Annotated in this window: 11 protein-coding genes; 10 read left to right on the forward strand and 1 reads right to left on the reverse strand. The window is 62.2% G+C overall.

Annotated features, from left to right (window positions below):
- Position 1: 1 nt before the first annotated feature.
- The 4 genes from F0P97_RS07170 to F0P97_RS07185 all read left to right on the forward strand — a co-directional run bounded on the left by F0P97_RS07170 (position 2) and on the right by F0P97_RS07185 (position 4,983).
- On the forward strand, positions 2-487 hold the full coding sequence (locus tag F0P97_RS07170) for a MaoC family dehydratase (protein WP_182286213.1): 486 nt from the start codon (positions 2-4) through the stop codon (positions 485-487).
- Between the two features lie 137 nt (positions 488-624).
- Complete coding sequence (locus F0P97_RS07175; protein ID WP_182286214.1) at positions 625-1,827, forward strand: acetyl-CoA C-acyltransferase; 1,203 nt, start codon at positions 625-627, stop codon at positions 1,825-1,827.
- Positions 1,828-1,863: 36 nt separating this feature from the next.
- Positions 1,864-3,111, forward strand: coding sequence for a LuxR C-terminal-related transcriptional regulator (locus F0P97_RS07180; RefSeq protein WP_182286215.1), 1,248 nt, complete (start codon positions 1,864-1,866; stop codon positions 3,109-3,111).
- Between the two features lie 420 nt (positions 3,112-3,531).
- Positions 3,532-4,983 carry a sensor domain-containing diguanylate cyclase gene (locus tag F0P97_RS07185; RefSeq protein ID WP_232538243.1) on the forward strand — a complete coding sequence of 484 codons (1,452 nt, stop codon included), beginning with the start codon at positions 3,532-3,534 and terminating at the stop codon, positions 4,981-4,983.
- Positions 4,984-5,211: 228 nt separating this feature from the next.
- On the opposite strand, the gene F0P97_RS07190 is transcribed toward F0P97_RS07185, so the two are convergent.
- Positions 5,212-6,345 (reverse strand): CaiB/BaiF CoA transferase family protein, encoded by a 1,134-nt coding sequence (locus F0P97_RS07190; RefSeq protein ID WP_182287127.1) that lies wholly within the window; start codon positions 6,343-6,345, stop codon positions 5,212-5,214.
- A gap of 183 nt (positions 6,346-6,528) precedes the next feature.
- On the opposite strand from F0P97_RS07190, the gene F0P97_RS07195 reads away from it, so the two are divergent.
- The 6 genes from F0P97_RS07195 to F0P97_RS07220 all read left to right on the forward strand — a co-directional run bounded on the left by F0P97_RS07195 (position 6,529) and on the right by F0P97_RS07220 (position 16,659).
- Positions 6,529-7,272 carry an SDR family NAD(P)-dependent oxidoreductase gene (locus F0P97_RS07195; protein ID WP_182286216.1) on the forward strand — a complete coding sequence of 248 codons (744 nt, stop codon included), beginning with the start codon at positions 6,529-6,531 and terminating at the stop codon, positions 7,270-7,272.
- Positions 7,273-7,560: 288 nt separating this feature from the next.
- A complete protein-coding gene (locus tag F0P97_RS07200; RefSeq protein WP_182286217.1) occupies positions 7,561-8,766 on the forward strand; it encodes an acetyl-CoA C-acetyltransferase in 1,206 nt (401 codons plus the stop codon).
- A 17-nt stretch (positions 8,767-8,783) separates the two neighbouring features.
- Positions 8,784-10,955 carry a 3-hydroxyacyl-CoA dehydrogenase NAD-binding domain-containing protein gene (locus F0P97_RS07205; protein ID WP_182286218.1) on the forward strand — a complete coding sequence of 724 codons (2,172 nt, stop codon included), beginning with the start codon at positions 8,784-8,786 and terminating at the stop codon, positions 10,953-10,955.
- An 88-nt stretch (positions 10,956-11,043) separates the two neighbouring features.
- Positions 11,044-12,750 (forward strand): GMC family oxidoreductase, encoded by a 1,707-nt coding sequence (locus F0P97_RS07210; protein WP_182286219.1) that lies wholly within the window; start codon positions 11,044-11,046, stop codon positions 12,748-12,750.
- A gap of 29 nt (positions 12,751-12,779) precedes the next feature.
- Positions 12,780-15,197, forward strand: a complete 2,418-nt coding sequence (locus F0P97_RS07215; protein ID WP_182286220.1) for an acyl-CoA dehydrogenase — start codon at positions 12,780-12,782, stop codon at positions 15,195-15,197.
- 103 nt (positions 15,198-15,300) lie between these two features.
- The gene (locus F0P97_RS07220; RefSeq protein ID WP_182286221.1) at positions 15,301-16,659 is read left to right on the forward strand and encodes a spinster family MFS transporter; all 1,359 of its coding nucleotides are present in this window, start codon (positions 15,301-15,303) and stop codon (positions 16,657-16,659) included.
- Positions 16,660-16,792 lie beyond the last annotated feature (133 nt).

Raw genomic sequence — 16,792 nt, forward strand, 5'->3', positions numbered from 1 at the left:
CATGAATGCAGTCGCAGACAAGATGCTGTTTGACTCGGCAGCCTCGGTGCAGGCATCGGTGGGACGTCAGCTGGGCGAGACCGAATGGGTGCAGATCACGCAGGAGCGCATCAATCAGTTTGCCGATGCCACGGGCGATCACCAATGGATTCATGTGGACCCGGAGCAGGCCAGGAGCGGCCCGTTCGGCGCCTGCGTGGCCCATGGATATCTGACGCTGTCGCTGGCCAATCTGTTTTTGCCTCAGCTGGTCAGCTATCAGGGGCTGAAGATGGGCGTCAACTATGGTTGCGAGAAGGTGCGTTTTCCGGCTCCGGTGCTGGTGAACAGCTTCGTGCGTGGCAGTGGCGAGGTGGTGGCGGCGACCCCGATCGGGGAAGACGGCGTACAGGTCACGATCCGAATCACCGTACAGGTCAAGAATCAGGATAAACCCGGCTGTGTGGTTGAAACCATCAGCAGGCTGTTCTTTATCCCGGAAAATTGAGTGTGTGCAAGCGCCTGCTTCGGTGGGCGGTTGCATTTTTTTGTGAGGAGGGACGAGCCACCGACAGAGTGGCCGACCTCGATACGGCAGCAAAAGCTGCCCAGGGCGCGACGAAAAGAAAGTTAGGAGACAAAGACATGAAAGACGCAGTCATCGTTTCGACGGCACGTACTCCCATAGGCAAGGCTTACCGTGGTGCCTTCAACGACACCGAAGCCCCGGTGCTGGGCGGACACGTCATTCGCGCGGCGCTCAACAAGGCGAACGTGGCTGGTGCGGATGTGGATGATGTCATTTTGGGCATTGCCGCGCAGCAGGGCACGCAGGGCTACAACCTGGGGCGTCTGTGCGGCTACACCGCCGGCCTGCCGGAATCCGTGGGCGGCATGGTGATCGACCGCATGTGTGCATCGGGCCTCATGAGCATTGCCACGGCTGCCAAGGGTGTCATGACCGGCGAGATGAATATTGCCGTCGCCGGAGGCCTGGAGTCCATTTCCCTGGTTCAGAACAAGTACAAGAATTCGTACCGAGCCCAGTCGAAGGCGGTGCTGGCCGCAGAGCCCACGGCTTACATTCAAATGATAGAGACGGCCGAGCTGGTCAGTCAGCGCTACGGCATCAGCCGTGAAGCCCAGAACGAGTACTCGCTGCGCAGCCAGCAGCGCGTGGCCGCCGCACAGGCCCGTGGCCTGTTCGACGATGAAATCGTGCCGCTGACCACGGTCAAGCAGCTGTTTGACAAGGAAGGCAATGTCACCGGCAGCGAGGAAGTCACGCTGACCCGCGACGAGGGCAACCGTGCCGACACCACGCTGGAGAGTCTGGCCAAGCTCAAGCCTGTATGGAAGAACGGCCAGTGGGTGGAGCAAGGCCAGTTCATCACGGCCGGCAATGCATCCCAGCTGTCCGATGGTGCCAGCGCCTGTGTGGTGATGAGTGCCGACGAAGCCCGCAGTCGCGGACTCGCGGCACTGGGCACCTATCGCGGCGTGGCCGTGGCAGGCTGCCGTGCCGATGAAATGGGGATCGGCCCCGTCTATGCCATCCCCAAGCTGCTCAAGCAGCATGGGCTGACGGTTGGCGACATCGGCCTGTGGGAAATCAACGAGGCATTTGCCTGCCAGGTGATCTACAGCCGCGACAAACTGGGCATTCCCGATGAGCGCCTGAACGTCAACGGCGGCGCGATCTCCATCGGCCACCCCTTCGGCATGTCGGGCGCACGTCTGGTGGGTCATGCCCTGCTGGAGGGGCGTCGCCGCGGCGTGCGTTTTGTGGTGGTGAGCATGTGCATTGGCGGCGGCATGGGCGCGGCCGGCCTGTTTGAGCTGAACTGATCTGTCTGCAACCAACCTTCAGCCAAGGAGTTGAACATGATGGTCAGCGCTTTCGCCAAGATGGGTTTTTCCACCTACACGCCAAGTTCCATCGCTTGCGTGATCAAGGATGTGCCCATATTCGACACCCCGGCCCCCGTGCGCGCATCGGTCGATGCGCCCTTCGTGAGCGCAGAGCAGTTCAGTGCGCTGATCAGTCAGCTCTATGAAGCTGCCATGGACCCGGAAGGCTGGAAGCCTTTTCTGGAGACTCTGCGTCTGCAACTGGGAGGCAATTACGCCTCGCTCATAGTGCGCCCCGGCTCCGCCGATGATGTGGGGCTGATCGTCTCGGCCGCAGGCGACCGCCGCGATCTGATGCCGAACTGCCCCAAGATCAGCATGAGCCCGTTTCGTAGCATGCCTACCGACCGTATCGTGACGGTGGGGGATGTGATGCCCGAGTCCGAGTGGCGCGCTTCGAGCTACTACAACGACTGGTGCAAGCAGCTGCAGGTGTTCCACGTGATGGCTGCCGACATCGTCACCAAGGACAGCTGCGTCTACGGTCTGCGCATCACGCGGCCCGAAGGTGCCCCGGCTTTCAACAAGCAGGAGCGTGCCTTTGGCTCCATGATGCTGCCGCATATCAAGCGCGCGCTGAACCTGCATCTGTCGGTGAACCAGGACCGTCAGGTCATCTCCCTCTACAGCAAGGCCACGGCCCAGCTGATGGTGGGGGTGGTCATCCTCGATCAGAACGGCAATGTGCTGGAGTGCAATCCCGCCGCGGCCAGCATTCTGGACATGCAGGACGGCCTGAAGATCTCCGGCGGCATGCTGGAGGCCAACTACGCCAACGACAACCGCAAGCTGCAGCGCCTGATCAAGGATGCGCTCATGCATACCCAGGTCTCGCGCCTGTCCATGACCGAAGGCATGTCGGTCAGCCGCCAGTCGGGCCAGCTCAACTGGGGCGTGGTGGTGCAAAGCATTTCTCCCGACGAGTGGACCGAGGGCAAGCAGCGCCCCAGTGTTGCCGTCTTTGTACGCGACACCGGCGGCAAGGCCGACCCTCCCGTGAAGCTGGCCCAGCAGCTGTTCCAGCTGACGCCGGCCGAGACTTCGCTGGCCATCCAGCTGGCCAATGGCCTGTCGCTGGAGGAGGCCGCCGAAGCGCTCAACATCCGCCGCAACACGGCGCGAGCCCATCTGCGCTCCATCTTTTCCAAGACGGGGGTGCGCCGCCAGACCGAGCTGGTGCGCATCTTCCTCAACAGCGTGGCCTGGCTGGGGAACAAGTGACGACGGTCGGTGTAGATAAAAAGCGGGCTTCGGCCCGTTTTTTTGTATCTGGAGCAGAGCCGGGCTCACTGCGTTCAACCCTGACCGTGGAAAATTCCTCGCGACAGCATGTTGATGGGAGGCCCGGTTCAGGTCGCTTGTGATCGGGTGTAGAGCAGCCTCGACTTCAATCGTTTGAAAACAAGCTGGCGGTCGAGGTGCGAATGCCTGCCAGGGCAAGATAACCCCCGCCCCTCATCAGAAAAACCAAGGCACAATGACCGGCGCAGGGGTGAGTATCCGGTGTTCCTGCGGAAGAAAGCACTTGCATGGCTAAATAGAAGAAATGTGACTGGCTCGCTCAAATAAAGCAACGACATGAAACTATTTCGCAAGCCTGCTTTTGATCACTTCAACTTCATTTCTAGTGCGCCCTATGCAATGCTCTTGGTGGGGGGGGGCATTGCGCTGTCCATGACAGTGATCTGTACCGTCGTCCTCTATCAGAGCCGGCTGGATACGATGGAGCACGCGATAGAAACATCGCGCAATGTGGCCCTTCTTGCTGAAAATGACGTGGTTCGGAACTTCGAGCTCTATGCACTGTCGTTGCAAGCCGTGGTCGATGGACTCAACGATTCCGAAGTGATGGCCGCCTCGCCGCATGTGCGTAATGCGGCCTTGTTCGACAAGGCCGCAACCGCCACCTATCTGGGATCCATCCTGGTTCTTGACGCAGACGGAAAAATTGCCCTTAATGCAGGGGGCGCGGATTTGGTGAACGGGCATTACGCGGATCATGACTTTTTCAAAGTGCATAAAGAGAGTCCAAGCATCGGGCTCTACGTGGGGGACCCTTATTCATCCACGCTGCATGGCGGCTCCCTGAGCATTCCTCTGAGTCGTCGGATTTCCCATGCGGACGGCTCTTTCGCCGGCATTGTGCTGATGGATGTTCAGCTGGAGTACTTTCAGAAACTGTTTTCTGCGCTTTCGCTAGGTAAACACGGATCGCTGGCCTTGATAAGGAAAGATGGAGCCATGATGATGCGGCAGCCCTTCGATGCAAGAGTCATCGGGCGCAATATCCGCAATGCAAGCACGTTCCGGCAGTTCATGTCGGCACCCGAAGGCAGCTTTTCGGATACGTCGTACCTCGATGGCACCCAGCGGGCTTATTACTTTAAGAATCTGCCCAGCCTGCCATTCATCATCATGGTGGCCAAGGCGCATTCCGATATTTACGCGGCCTGGCGACAGAGAGCCTTGCTGATAGCCTCTGTCATGGCGACGCTCACGATGGCTTTCATTGGCCTGTCTTTCGCTTTCGGAGCGCAGCTCAAACGCCGCATGCGCGCAGAGTCCGAATTGGCGATGCTGGCGCGTACCGACGGACTGACTGGCTTGAGCAACCGCCGCAAACTCGATGAAATCATCGACCACGAATGGCGCAGGGCAAAAAGAAATCACAGCGCTTTTTCGCTGTTGTTCGTCGATATCGATTGGTTCAAGGCCTATAACGACACTTACGGGCATCAGGCCGGGGATGCTGCTCTGGCGACCGTGGCGAAATGCATTGGCGACAATATTCGGCGCCCGGAAGACAGTGCTGCACGCTATGGAGGTGAGGAATTCATCGTGGTGTTGCCGGACACCCCCCTGGACGGAGGGGTGCTCATTGCCGAGAATATTCGTGAGGCGGTCGCTCAGCTTGCCATTGCGCACACTGGAAGCGAATTCGGGTGCATCACGGTCAGCATAGGTTGTGCTGCCTGGGTGCCGGCAAGAGATCTGGACATGTCGACGATTTTGCGTTCGGCCGACAAGGCGCTGTACAGCGCCAAGATGACTGGCCGTAACAAGGTCGCTTCATCAAGCGTGCATTCAACATAGTGCCCTGCAAACCCTTGCAGGGGCCTTGTGTCTCCTGGGCTTGTCTTGCGTTGGAGCGTGAAACCCGGTTCTCGGTCCACGACATTTGCCCGGCAAAGAGCACTGCATGCAAAACTAATAGCTGCTAGCGCTTGATATCAATAGGTATCAGAGTTAAAAGAATATGAATTCTATTGATTTATTGCGCTGGCAGCTTCTATTTTGATAGTGGCTATATCAGGCAGCTGCTCAGGCGCATGCCTTGCTTTCGCGCAGCGCCGCAATATCTGCCCTGGCATAGCCCAAGGATGCGAGCACGGCATCGGTGTCCTGCCCGATCCTGGTTCCTGGTGTGGGGCTGCGCGCGGGGGTGCGTGAAAAGCGTGGGGCCGGTGAGGGCTGGCGCTGGGTGCTGCCGTCCACTTCCAGGTCGATGAACAGATTGCGCTGGGCGTTGTGCGGATGAGCAGGTGCCTCGGCCAGACTCAGTACCGGGGCAAAGCAGACATCGCTGCCTTCGAGCTCTTCGCACCACTGTGCCTGCGTCTTTCTGCACACGATTTCTGCCACGCGGGCCTTGACTTCGGGCCAGTCGGAGCTCTGGTACTGTCGCTTGGGATCGATATCGGTCAGGCCCAACTTTTGCAGCTGCAAGGCATAGAACTGCGGTTCGATGGCGCCCAGGGTGATGTGCTTGCCATCTGCGCACTCGAACACTTCATAGAAGGGTGAAGTGTTGAGAAAGTGATTCTGCGCGGGATCGTCCTTCCAGTAGCCCATGCCGCTGCGCATCTGGTGCATCAGGCCACTCATGGCGGTCACTCCGTCGATCATGGCTGCGTCCACCACCTGACCCCTGCCGGATTGACGTGCCTCGTGCATGGCGCACATGATGCCGAACAGCAAGAACATGGCGCCGCCCGCCATATCGCCCACGATGGTGGGCGGCAGCACGGGAGCTTGGCCGGGGCGCATGGAGGTGGATAACACGCCTGTCAGCGCCACATAATTGATGTCATGGCCTGCGGCCTGGGACAGGGGGCCGGTCTGGCCCCAGCCGGTGACGCGGCCAAAGACCAGGCGGGGTGCGCGGAGGGCGACTTCCTCGGGACTGAAGCCCAGGCGCTCCATCACGCCGGGTCTGAAGCCTTCGATCAGCGCGTCGGCAGACTCGATAAGCTTCCAGGCGGCGGCGCGTCCGCCCTCTGACTTGAGGTCCAGCGCGATGGACTTCTTGCCCCGGTTCTGCGCCATGCGCGGGTAGCGGGATGCAGCTGCATGGTCGGCGCTGCGCTCGATGAGAATCACTTCGGCACCCATATCGGCCAGCATCATGCCGGCAAAGGGGGCAGGGCCTATGCCTGCCAATTCGATGACGCGAATTCCGCTCAAAGGCCCCGGGCCCTGACCTTGGAAAGGGTGTTCTGTACTCAAGTCGGTCTCCTGTTTTTGTCTGCGACTTTTCCATCTTGTGGATCCCGCCGGTTTTGACCCCGTCCATTTGGAGTATGTCCGGGATGAAAGCCAGGCCAACACTGGATATTCCATAGAAAAGGAGAGCAAGATATGTTCAGGCTGGATGGGAAAGTGGCGCTGGTCAGCGGTGCCGGGCGCGGCATGGGGTTCGGCATCGCGCAGGCACTGGCCGCGCAGGGCGCGCATGTGGTGGTGAACGACTTTCATCAGGACCGCGCCGAGAGTGCGGCGTGTCAATTGCGCGAGGCGGGATTGAAGGCATCGGCACAGGCGGCGGATCTGACGGATCGCGACGCCATTTTTGCCATGGCGCAGCGCATCCGGGACGAGGTCGGCGTGGTCGATATCTTTGTGCACAACGCCGGCATCCCGGCCCAGGGCTGGGGCTACACGCCGTTTCTGCAGTCGCCCGAGTCCGAATGGAACGCCTGGCTGCAGCTCAATCTGCACGGGTTGATGCATGCCTGCCAGGCTCTGCTGCCCGCCATGCAGCAAAAGGGCTGGGGGCGCATCGTGGCCATCAACTCCGATGCAGCGCGCACGGCCACGGGCATGGGGCTGTGCGCCTATGGTGCAGCCAAGGCGGCAGCGATTGGCTTCATTCGCAATCTATCGGGCGAGGTCGGCCCGCATGGAGTGACGGCCAACGCCTTGTCGCTGGGCACCATGAACAACTGGGAGGGCTCGGAGAAGATCGCCAGAAAAGGCACTTCCGTGGGCCGGGCCGGCTCGCCCCAGGATGTGGGTGCGGCCGTGAGCTATCTGGCATCGACCGAAGCGGAGTGGGTCAACGGCCAGGTGCTGCCGGTCAACGGCGGTGGTCTGGTGGCCTGAGCCCGACAGCTTTTCCAACAGCCTTCCGGTGGGGTAAGCCGGGAGGCTTTTTTGTCACTCATGAGCACGAGAGCTGTGGCACCGAAGGCGACAAAGCCCCCGATGCGGGCATTCTTGCGGCGCAAACCGGCTTTCGCGCCCGGAGGGGCAAGTCATGTGCCACCAGGGGAGGTTGCGGCCTGTTTTTCTCATAGTCTGCCCCTAGTCTGAATCAGGTAGGTTGGGGCAAAAGCCGTATGGCAATCTGAAAAAGAACTCGATAACAACCTGGTGATGTGAGGAAAGCAGATGGAGGCATTGATCTTCGACCATGTCCGTACCCCCCGGGGCAAGGGCAAGCCGGATGGAGCGCTGCATGAGGTGACGCCGGTCTGGCTGGCCGCGCAGCCGCTGGTGGCGCTGCGTGAGCGCAATCGGCTCGATACGGCGATGGTGGACGACGTGGTCATGGGCTGTGTGGTGCCAGTGGGCGAGCAGGGCGGTAACGTGGGCCGCATGGCGGTGTTGCAGGCCGACTATGCACAGAGCGTGGCCGGCGTGCAGATCAACCGCTACTGCGGCTCGGGCCTGGAGGCGGTGAGCTTTGCGGCGGCCAAGGTCATGTCCGGTCAGGCCGATATGACGATCGGTGCCGGTGTGGAGATGATGTCCCGCGTGCCCATGGGCTCGGACGGTGGTGCCTGGGCGCAGGACCCGCAGCTGGCCAGCAAGACCTATTTCGTGATGCAAGGCATCTCGGCCGATCTGCTGGCATCGCTGCGCGGCCACAGCCGCCAGGATCTGGATGCTTACTCGGCCGAAAGCCATCGTCGTGCGGCTGCGGCCTGGGCTCAAGGGCGCTTCGACAGGTCTGTCGTGCCTGTCAAGGACTTCCTGGGCATGACGCTGCTGGAAAAGGACGAGACCATTCGAGCCGAGACCACGGTCGAGTCGCTGGCGGCACTCAAGCCCGCGTTCACCGAAATGGGCCAGAAGTACGGCTATGACAGCGTGGCGCTGCAGCGCTATCCGCAGGTCGAGCAGATTCACCATCATCACCATGCCGGCAACAGCTCGGGCATTGTCGACGGTGCGGCTGCCGTGCTGATCGGCACGGCTGAGGCCGGTGCCAGGCAGGGCATGAAGCCCAGGGCCCGCATCCGCGCGTTTGCCAGCATAGGCTCCGAGCCGACCCTGATGCTGGACGGCCCGGCCCATGCCGCGCGCAAGGCGCTGGAGCGTGCGCGCATGCAGGCTTCTGACATCGACCTGTGGGAGCTCAACGAGGCCTTTGCCACGGTGGTGCTGACCATGATGGAGGAGCTGGACATTCCCCATGAGCGCATGAACGTCAACGGCGGAGCGATCGCCATGGGCCATCCTCTGGGAGCCACCGGCGCCATGATTCTTGGCACGGTGCTGGACGAGCTGGAGCGCAGCGGCAAGCGCACGGCGCTGATCAGCCTGTGCGTGGCGGCGGGCATGGGCTCGGCCATGATCATCGAACGCGTGTGAGTGAGGAAGCAGAAATCATGACAACAGAGATCATTCGCTACGCCGTAGATGAGGACGGCATCGCCACGCTGACGCTGGATTACCCCGGCAAGACCATGAATGTGATCGATCAGGCGTTCATGGACAGCCTGGAGGTCTGTATTGCACGCATGCAAGGCGACGACCGGGTGCGCGGCGGCATCATCACCTCGGGCAAGGACAGCTTTGTCGCGGGGGCCGACCTGATGGGCATGGAGGCCAATATCGACGCCATGGCAGACATGCCCATCGAGGAACTGTTCGCGTCCTGCGCATCGCTGTCCAGGCTGCTGCGCAAGTTGGAGACCCTGGGCAAGCCGCTGGTGGCGGCCATCAACGGCATGGCGCTGGGCGGTGGTTATGAAATCTGCCTGGCCTGCCATCGCCGCATTGCAGCCGATGCACCCATGGTCATGCTCGGTTTGCCCGAAGCTCAAGTGGGCTTGCTGCCCGGCGCCGGCGGCACCCAGCGCCTGCCGCGCATGATCGGCATTCTGGCTGCCATGCCTTTTCTGATGGAAGGCAAGCAGCTGCAGGCCGTTAAGGCCAGGGAAGCCGGTCTGGTGGACGAAGTGGTGGCTCCCGAGCAGTTGCTAGGCGCTGCCAAGGCCTGGCTGCTGGCCAGTCCCACGGCGGTTCAGCCCTGGGATGTGAAAGGCTTTCGCATCCCGGGTGGCGGCCCGCTGGACCCACGTGTGGCCCCGGCTTTCGTGGTGGGCAACACCCTGCTGCAGGCAAAGACATTTCACAATATGCCGGCGCCGCTGTGCATTCAGAGCTGCATCTACGAAGGCTGCCAGCTGCCCATGGACAAGGGTCTGCGCATCGAGAGCAAGTACATGGCCACGCTGTCGCGCAGCCCTGTGGCGCGGGGCATGATCCGCACGCTCTTCGTCAACAAGACCAAGGCCGAGAAGGGCATGCACCGTCCCGCAGGTTTTGAGCCTTTCAAGTGCCGCAAGCTGGGCCTGATCGGCGCGGGAATGATGGGTGCGGGCATTGCCCTGGTGGCCGCCCAGCGCGGTATTCAGGTGGTGCTGATAGACCGGGATCAGGCAGCTGCGGACAAGGGAAAGCTGTACTCCCAGAAGGTGCTGGCCAGGCAGGTGGACAAGGGCCGCCACAGCCGCGAGAAGGCCGATTCCATCCTCGCTCGCATCACGCCCTGCACCGATTACGAGCAGCTGCGCGATGCCGACATGGTGGTCGAAGCCGTGTTCGAAGACCGTGCCATCAAGGCCGAAGTGACCCGCAAGCTGGACTCTGTGCTGCCGCCTGGCTGCGTGCTGGCCAGCAATACCTCGGCCCTGCCCATCAGCCTGCTGGCGCAGGCGAGCGAGCGGCCCGATCGCTTCATCGGTCTGCATTTCTTCTCGCCGGCCGACAAGATGCCGCTGGTGGAAGTGATTCGCGGCAAGCAGACATCGGATGCCACGCTGGCGCAGGCACTGGACTTCGTGGCTCAGCTCAGGAAAACGCCTATTGTCGTCAACGACAAGCGCGGCTTTTTCACCAGCCGCTTCATCGGTGCATTTGTGGATGACGCCATCGGCATGGTGGCCGAAGGCATTGCCCCTGCATTGATAGAGAACTGTGCAAAACATGCGGGCATGCCTGTGGGACCTCTGGCGATTACCGACGAGTTGTCGATTGATCTGTCCAAGCATGCGGGCGAAGCCCAGGCCAAGGAGTTCCCCGAGGAATACAGGCCCGGTCGCTCCGTGCCCGTAATCGGCAAGCTGTTCGAGCTGGGCCGCCTGGGCCGCAAGGTGGGCAAGGGCTTCTATGACTACGACCCTAGTGAGGGTGGCAGCGGCAAGCGCATCTGGCCCGGGCTGGCCGAGCATTACCCGCTCAAAGCCCTGCAACCCAGCGCGCACGACCTCAAGCAGCGCATTCTCTATGTGCAGGCCGTCGAAGGCGCGCGTGCCATGGAGGAGGGCGTGCTGCTGGCGCCGGCCGATGGCGACATCGGCTCGATTTTCGGCGTGGGCTTTCCGGCCTACACCGGCGGCCCCTTCTGCTTTATCGACGGCATAGGTCTGCCGCAGTTCGTGGCGGAGGCCGACCGTCTGGCCGATCTGTTTGGCGAGCAACTGCGCCCGCCGCAGCTGCTGCGCGATATGGCGGCCAAGGGCCAGACCTTCTACGGAAAGAGTGCAAGAGCCTGACAAGAGCACAGATGTGCCGCGAGGGGCGGGCCAGGGCTTGCCCCATGTGCAGACACTCATCCGATAAATACATCAATGGAGACAGGACATGGATGAAGTCTTCGATTACATCGTCATAGGCGCGGGCTCGGCGGGCGGCACACTGGCTGCGCGGCTGAGCGAGAACCGGCAGCACAAGGTCTTGTTGCTCGAAGGCGGCGCGAGCCATCAGGATTTGCTGGTCTCCATGCCTTCGGGCTGGGGCCAGATGATCAACAGTCCCCGTTATTCCTGGGGGCACGAAACAGAGCCCGAGCGCTACGCAGCCAAGCGCCGCATCAGTCTGCCGCGAGGCAAGCGCCTGGGCGGCTCATCCTCCATCAATGGCATGATTTATGTGCGCGGCGATCGGGCGGACTTCGACAGCTGGGCCGAGCAAGGGGCAGCGGGCTGGAGCTATGACGAGTTGCTGCCCTACTTCGTGCGCACAGAAGACCAGCAGCGCAGCGAACAAGAATTCACCCGGCCCTGGCATGGGCGGGGCGGGCCGCTGACGGCCAACAATCTGCACAACCCACATCCTGTATCGCTGGCCATGGTGCAGGCTGCCGTTCAAGCCGGCATGCCCGCCTGCAAGGATTTCAACAACGGCCATCCCGACGGTGCAGGGCTGTTTCAGGTCAATCTCAAGGACGGTCAGCGCTCGTCGGTGGCCAAAAACGCCATCGAGCCCGCCATGCAGAGGCGCAATCTGGATGTGCGCATGCAGGTGCTGGTCACCCGCATAGGTCTTGACGGGCTGCGCGCCAGCACGGTGCACTGGAAGGACAAGGCCGGCGCAAGCCACACCGCCCGCGCAGGCAAGGAGGTCCTGCTGTGTGCAGGGGCCCTGCAGTCGCCCCAGTTGCTGATGCTTTCGGGCATCGGCCCGGCAGCGCATCTGCAGGAGATGGGGGTCGAGGTCAAGGTGGATCTGCCCGGCGTGGGCGCCAATCTGCAGGACCATGCGATTGTCCCCATGTCCTGGCGCATGAAGGCCGGCACGCCCAGCCTCAACCGCTCGCTGCGCGGCCTGGGCATCGGCGCTTCGCTCATCCAATACCTGCTGACCAGGCAGGGCGCCATGGCCATGCCGGCTTCGGAGTTTGCCGCCTGGTTCAGCAGCGATGCGAGCCTGCCCTACAACGACATCCAGATTCACGGCCTGCCCGTGACCGGCGATATCGAAGGCTATATGCAAAAGGGCAGGAGCTATCGTACCGAGGCCTTCCCCGGCATGACGATGGCGCCCTACCAGGTGCGCCCTTATTCACGCGGCCAGCTCCGGCTCAAGAGCCGCCATCCCGAGGAGCTGGCCAGCATTCGCATGAACTATCTGCATGACGAGCGTGACCGCAAGGCGCTGCTCCATGGAGTACGCATGGCCAGCAGGATTGCCCGCCAACCCGCGCTGGCCGGCCTGATCGAAACGCAGACACGCCCGGCACCTGGCCTGCAAAGCGACGAGGAGCTGCTGGACTGGATCTCCATGTACATGGGCTCGGGCCACCACGCCAGCGGCAGCTGCCGCATGGGCCATGTCACTGACCCGCGAAGCGTGGTCACGCCAGACCTCCGGGTCAAGGGCGTGCAGGGGCTGCGTGTGATCGATGCCTCGATCATGCCGCACCTGGTGTCGGGCAATACGAATGCTGCATCGGTGGTGATTGGCGACAAGGGTGCGGATCTGGTGCTGGGTCTGGCGCTTCCCGCTGCAAGGCAGTGGAATGTGGCTGCGGTGCTACCGGATGTCGCACATGTCACTGCCGTGGTTTGAGCCTTGGAAGAATGGGTGGAGACACAAAGATGAACTTCGATTTCAGTGACGACCAGAACGCATTGCGCAACGAAATACGAAAATTCCTGACCAGGGAATCGCCGCTGACGCAGGCGCGTGCCTTGCTCGAGGGCGAGGGCGAGAGTCATCATGCCCAGGACGTATGGAGCGGCATGGCCCAGTTGGGTGTGAGCAGCCTGATGCTGCCGGAGGACTGTGGCGGTATCGGCCTCGGTGCCATGGAAATGTGCGTGGTGGCCGAGGAAGTGGGCCGCCAGCTCAGCCCCGTGCCTCTGGCATCGACCATGTATCTGGCGGTGCAGGCCGTCCTGCTATCTACACAGGAGCAGTCTGCACAACGACGGCAATGGTTGCTGCCGGTTTCGGGTGGAAGCATTGGCTGCCTGGCAGCGCCGACGGACGGACAGGACCCTCCATCCGCTCTGCCCCTGTTCGACGGCAGGACCTTGAAGGGGGAATGTCCGCTGGTGGCCGACGGCATGGCCGCGCAATGGGGGGTGGCGCTGGCGCGCAATGCGACGGGTGCGGATGTGCTGGTGGCCTTCAGGTGTGACGGCTCGGTGCAGCGCAAGAAGCTCAGGACGCTGGATCCTTCCAAGCCCTATGCCTTGTTGCGCTTTGACGGCACAGCGGCCGAGCAGCTCGGCGCAGCCAGCAGCGCAGCCCAGGTGCTGGAACGCGTGCGCAATCGCGCTGCCGTGATGCTGGCCTTTGAACAGCTGGGAGCAGCCGACTCCGCGCTGGAGATGGCCTGCCGCTATGCCAGGGAGCGCAAGGCCTTTGGCCGGCCCATTGGCTCCTATCAGGGCATCAAGCACAAGCTGGCCAATCTCTACACCAACAACCAGCTGGCTCGTGCGCATTGCTACTACGGAGCCTGGGCGCTGACGGCAGACATGGCTCTGGCTGATGGTGCGCCCGAGCTGCCCGGCGCAGCCGCCGCAGCACGCGTGAGCAGCACTCAGGCGCTATCGGATGCTGCACAGGAAAACCTGCACACCCACGGCGGCATGGGCTATACATGGGAGCTGGATTGCCATCTGTTCTACCGCCGTGCGCGCCAGCAGGCCGTGGAGCTGGGCAGTATCCACGCCTGGCGCGAGCAGGTGGCGACCGAGTTGCAAAAGCGGTTGCTTGCTCCTGTGCAAGAGACGATAGTGCAGGGCTCGGCCGCAGCTGACCGCCAGTCCATGGACTTTGAGGACACGCCTGAAGAAGCCGCCTTCCGCGCCGAATGCCGCGCCTGGCTGCAAGCCAATGCCCAGCCCAAGGCAAGTGCCGATGATTACTTCGGTCGCGACATGACTGCCGAGCAGCGCATGGAAGCAGCCCGGGTCTGGCAGGGCAGGAAGGCAGCAGCGGGTTTGGGTGCGATTACCTGGCCCAAGGTGCTGGGTGGCCGTGGCGGCACGCCCATGCAGGAGCTGATCTGGCGCCAGGAAGAGGGCCGGGTCAAGGTACCCACGGGCATGTTCAACGTCAGCCTGGGCATGGTGTTGCCATCGGTGATGGCGCACGCCAGCGCTGAAGTGCTGGGCAAGCATGTGGCTTCGGCCCTGGAAGGCAAAAACCTCTGGTGCCAGCTGCTGAGCGAGCCGGGGGCCGGCTCCGATCTGGGCATGGTGCGCACGCGTGCCGAACGCGCCACCGATGGCCGCGAGGGCTGGATCATCAACGGGCAAAAGGTCTGGACCTCTCTCGCGCAGTTTGCCCAGTTTGGTCTGGTATTGACTCGTACCAATCCCCAAGCCAGCAAGTTTGAAGGCTTGACCACCTTCTTCCTTGACATGAAGTCGCCCGGCATTACCGTGCGCCCGATTCGCCAGGCGGGGGGCGAGTCCGAGTTCAACGAAGTCTTCTTCGAGGACGTGTTCGTGCCCGATAGTCAGGTGGTGGGAAAGCTGGGCGGTGGCTGGAAGGTCACGCTGACAGGCTTGATGGCAGAGCGCCTGGCCATTGGCGGAGTGATGCCCGCCGAGCTGTGGCGCACCACGGCTGGCCTGCTGGCCGATCATCGATTTGACGGCAGGCCTGCGCTGCAGGACGGTCGCCTGCGCGAGCGCTGGGCCGACCTCTATCTGAAGGAGCAGGCTCTATGGCTGCTGCAGTGCCGCGCGCTGACGGCGCTGAGCAAGGGCCGCCAGCCCGGCCCCGAAATGAGCGGTGCCAAGAACGTGGCTGCTGCCGCGCTGCAGTCATTCAGCTATTTCGCCATCGATTTGCTGGGCGAGCGCGGCGTGCTGGCTGCCAGCGAACTTGGCGAGCGTTTTGCCATGGTGGAGCGCCTGTGGTTCGGCTCTGCCGGCATGCGCATTGCGGGCGGAACCGACGAGGTGGTGCTCAACAGCATTGGCGAACGCGTGCTGGGGCTGGCTGCCGAGCCCCGTACGGACAAGGACCTGCCCTTCTGCGAACTGCTTGCCTAGTGACTTGGCGCGGCACACCGCAATGTGCCGCGTCCTTTTTGCCGGGCATACGAAGCTCCATTCAATCCACGTGGCGGAGATCACGTTTTTCAGGAGACAGGAAATGAGTGCATCTGCTGCGGCCCGTGTGCCGCAAGCCGCTTCGGCCAGGGTGATGCCGGTCAGCAATGTGACGGGCTGGCGTCGTCACTATCTGCTGCTGGTGCTGTTGCTCGTCTATGGCGTGAGCATGATAGACCGTCAGATCATGGGGGTGCTGATTCAGCCCATCAAGCAGGAGATGGGGGTTTCGGACAGTGCCATGGGCTTGCTCACGGGACTGGCCTTTGCTCTGTTCTACAGCATTCTGGCCGTACCCTTTGGCCGCTTTGCCGACCGTACCAACCGCCGCAACCTGATTGCCTGGTGCTGCGCCGGCTGGAGCGTTGCCACGGGTCTTTGCGGCATGGCGGTGGGCTTCTGGAGCCTGACGGCCGCTCGTGTGGGCGTGGCTGTGGGCGAGGCGGGCAGCACGGCGGCATCGACCACCATGATCGCTGACGTCTACCCGCCCGAGCAGCGCAGCCGAGCCATGAGCGTGTTCAGCCTGGGGCCGCATCTGGGCTCGCTGGTGGGCCTGGGGGTGGGAGCCTGGATTGCCCAGCACCATGGCTGGCGTGCGGCCTTTCTGTGGCTGTCTGTGCCCGGCGTGCTGATCGCTTTGATGTTGCGCTTGACTTGCCGTGAGCCCTTGCGCGGCGCGCAGGAAGGTCGTGCCGTGGTGCAGGCAGCAACCGAGAGGTTCAGCGAGGTGATGTCAGCCCTGGTGCGCAACAAGGCGTTTGTGGGCCTGGGGCTGGCCAGCATGCTGATGGCGTTCTCGGGCTATGCGATCGGCATGTGGAATACCGCGTTTCTGGTGCGCTCCCATGGTCTTCAGCTCAAGGATGCTGGCGCCATCATGGGATTCATCGGCGGGCCGGGGGCGATTTTGGGGGCTTTGCTCAGTGGCTGGGTCACCGATCTGATGGCAAGGAGGGATGTGCGCTGGCAGATTGGCGTTCCGGTTGTGGGGACGCTGGTTTCGATTCCGCTGGGGCTGGCGTTCTATCTGAATGACTCTGCGGGACAGTGGACGCTGGCCGGTCTGCAGATTCCGCATGCGATTGCCTACTACGGCCTGTTCTCCATCTTCTCCAGCTTCTGGGCTGCGCCGGTGTTTGCTGCATTGACCAATGTGATTGCCTCCAGCCGTCTGGCGACTTCGCTGTCCATCTACAACCTGCTGCTGACTGCGATTGGCGGTGGTCTGGGACCTCTGACGGTGGGTCTGCTCAGCGATGCATTCATCGTTCGGGCGGGCAATGAATCGCTGCGCTGGGCGCTGGTCAGCATGCTCGCCTTTTATGCGCTGGCGCTGCTGATCTACGCCTGGACCATCAAGCCCTATGCATCGATGGTGACTGCGAAAAAGATCGCTTGAGGCGATTTGAAGACAGAGGATGGAGAGAGTTTCCACTGAGATTTTGCTTTCTTCGGCCAAGTCCTGGGAAATGCCTTGGCGCATGTTTTTTAAGGGCCGGTGCTGTCGGACGCTGCTGACCGATCTGCGAGCA

Source organism: Comamonas testosteroni (genome assembly GCF_014076415.1).
Taxonomy (GTDB): Bacteria; Pseudomonadota; Gammaproteobacteria; order Burkholderiales; family Burkholderiaceae_C; genus Comamonas; species Comamonas testosteroni_F.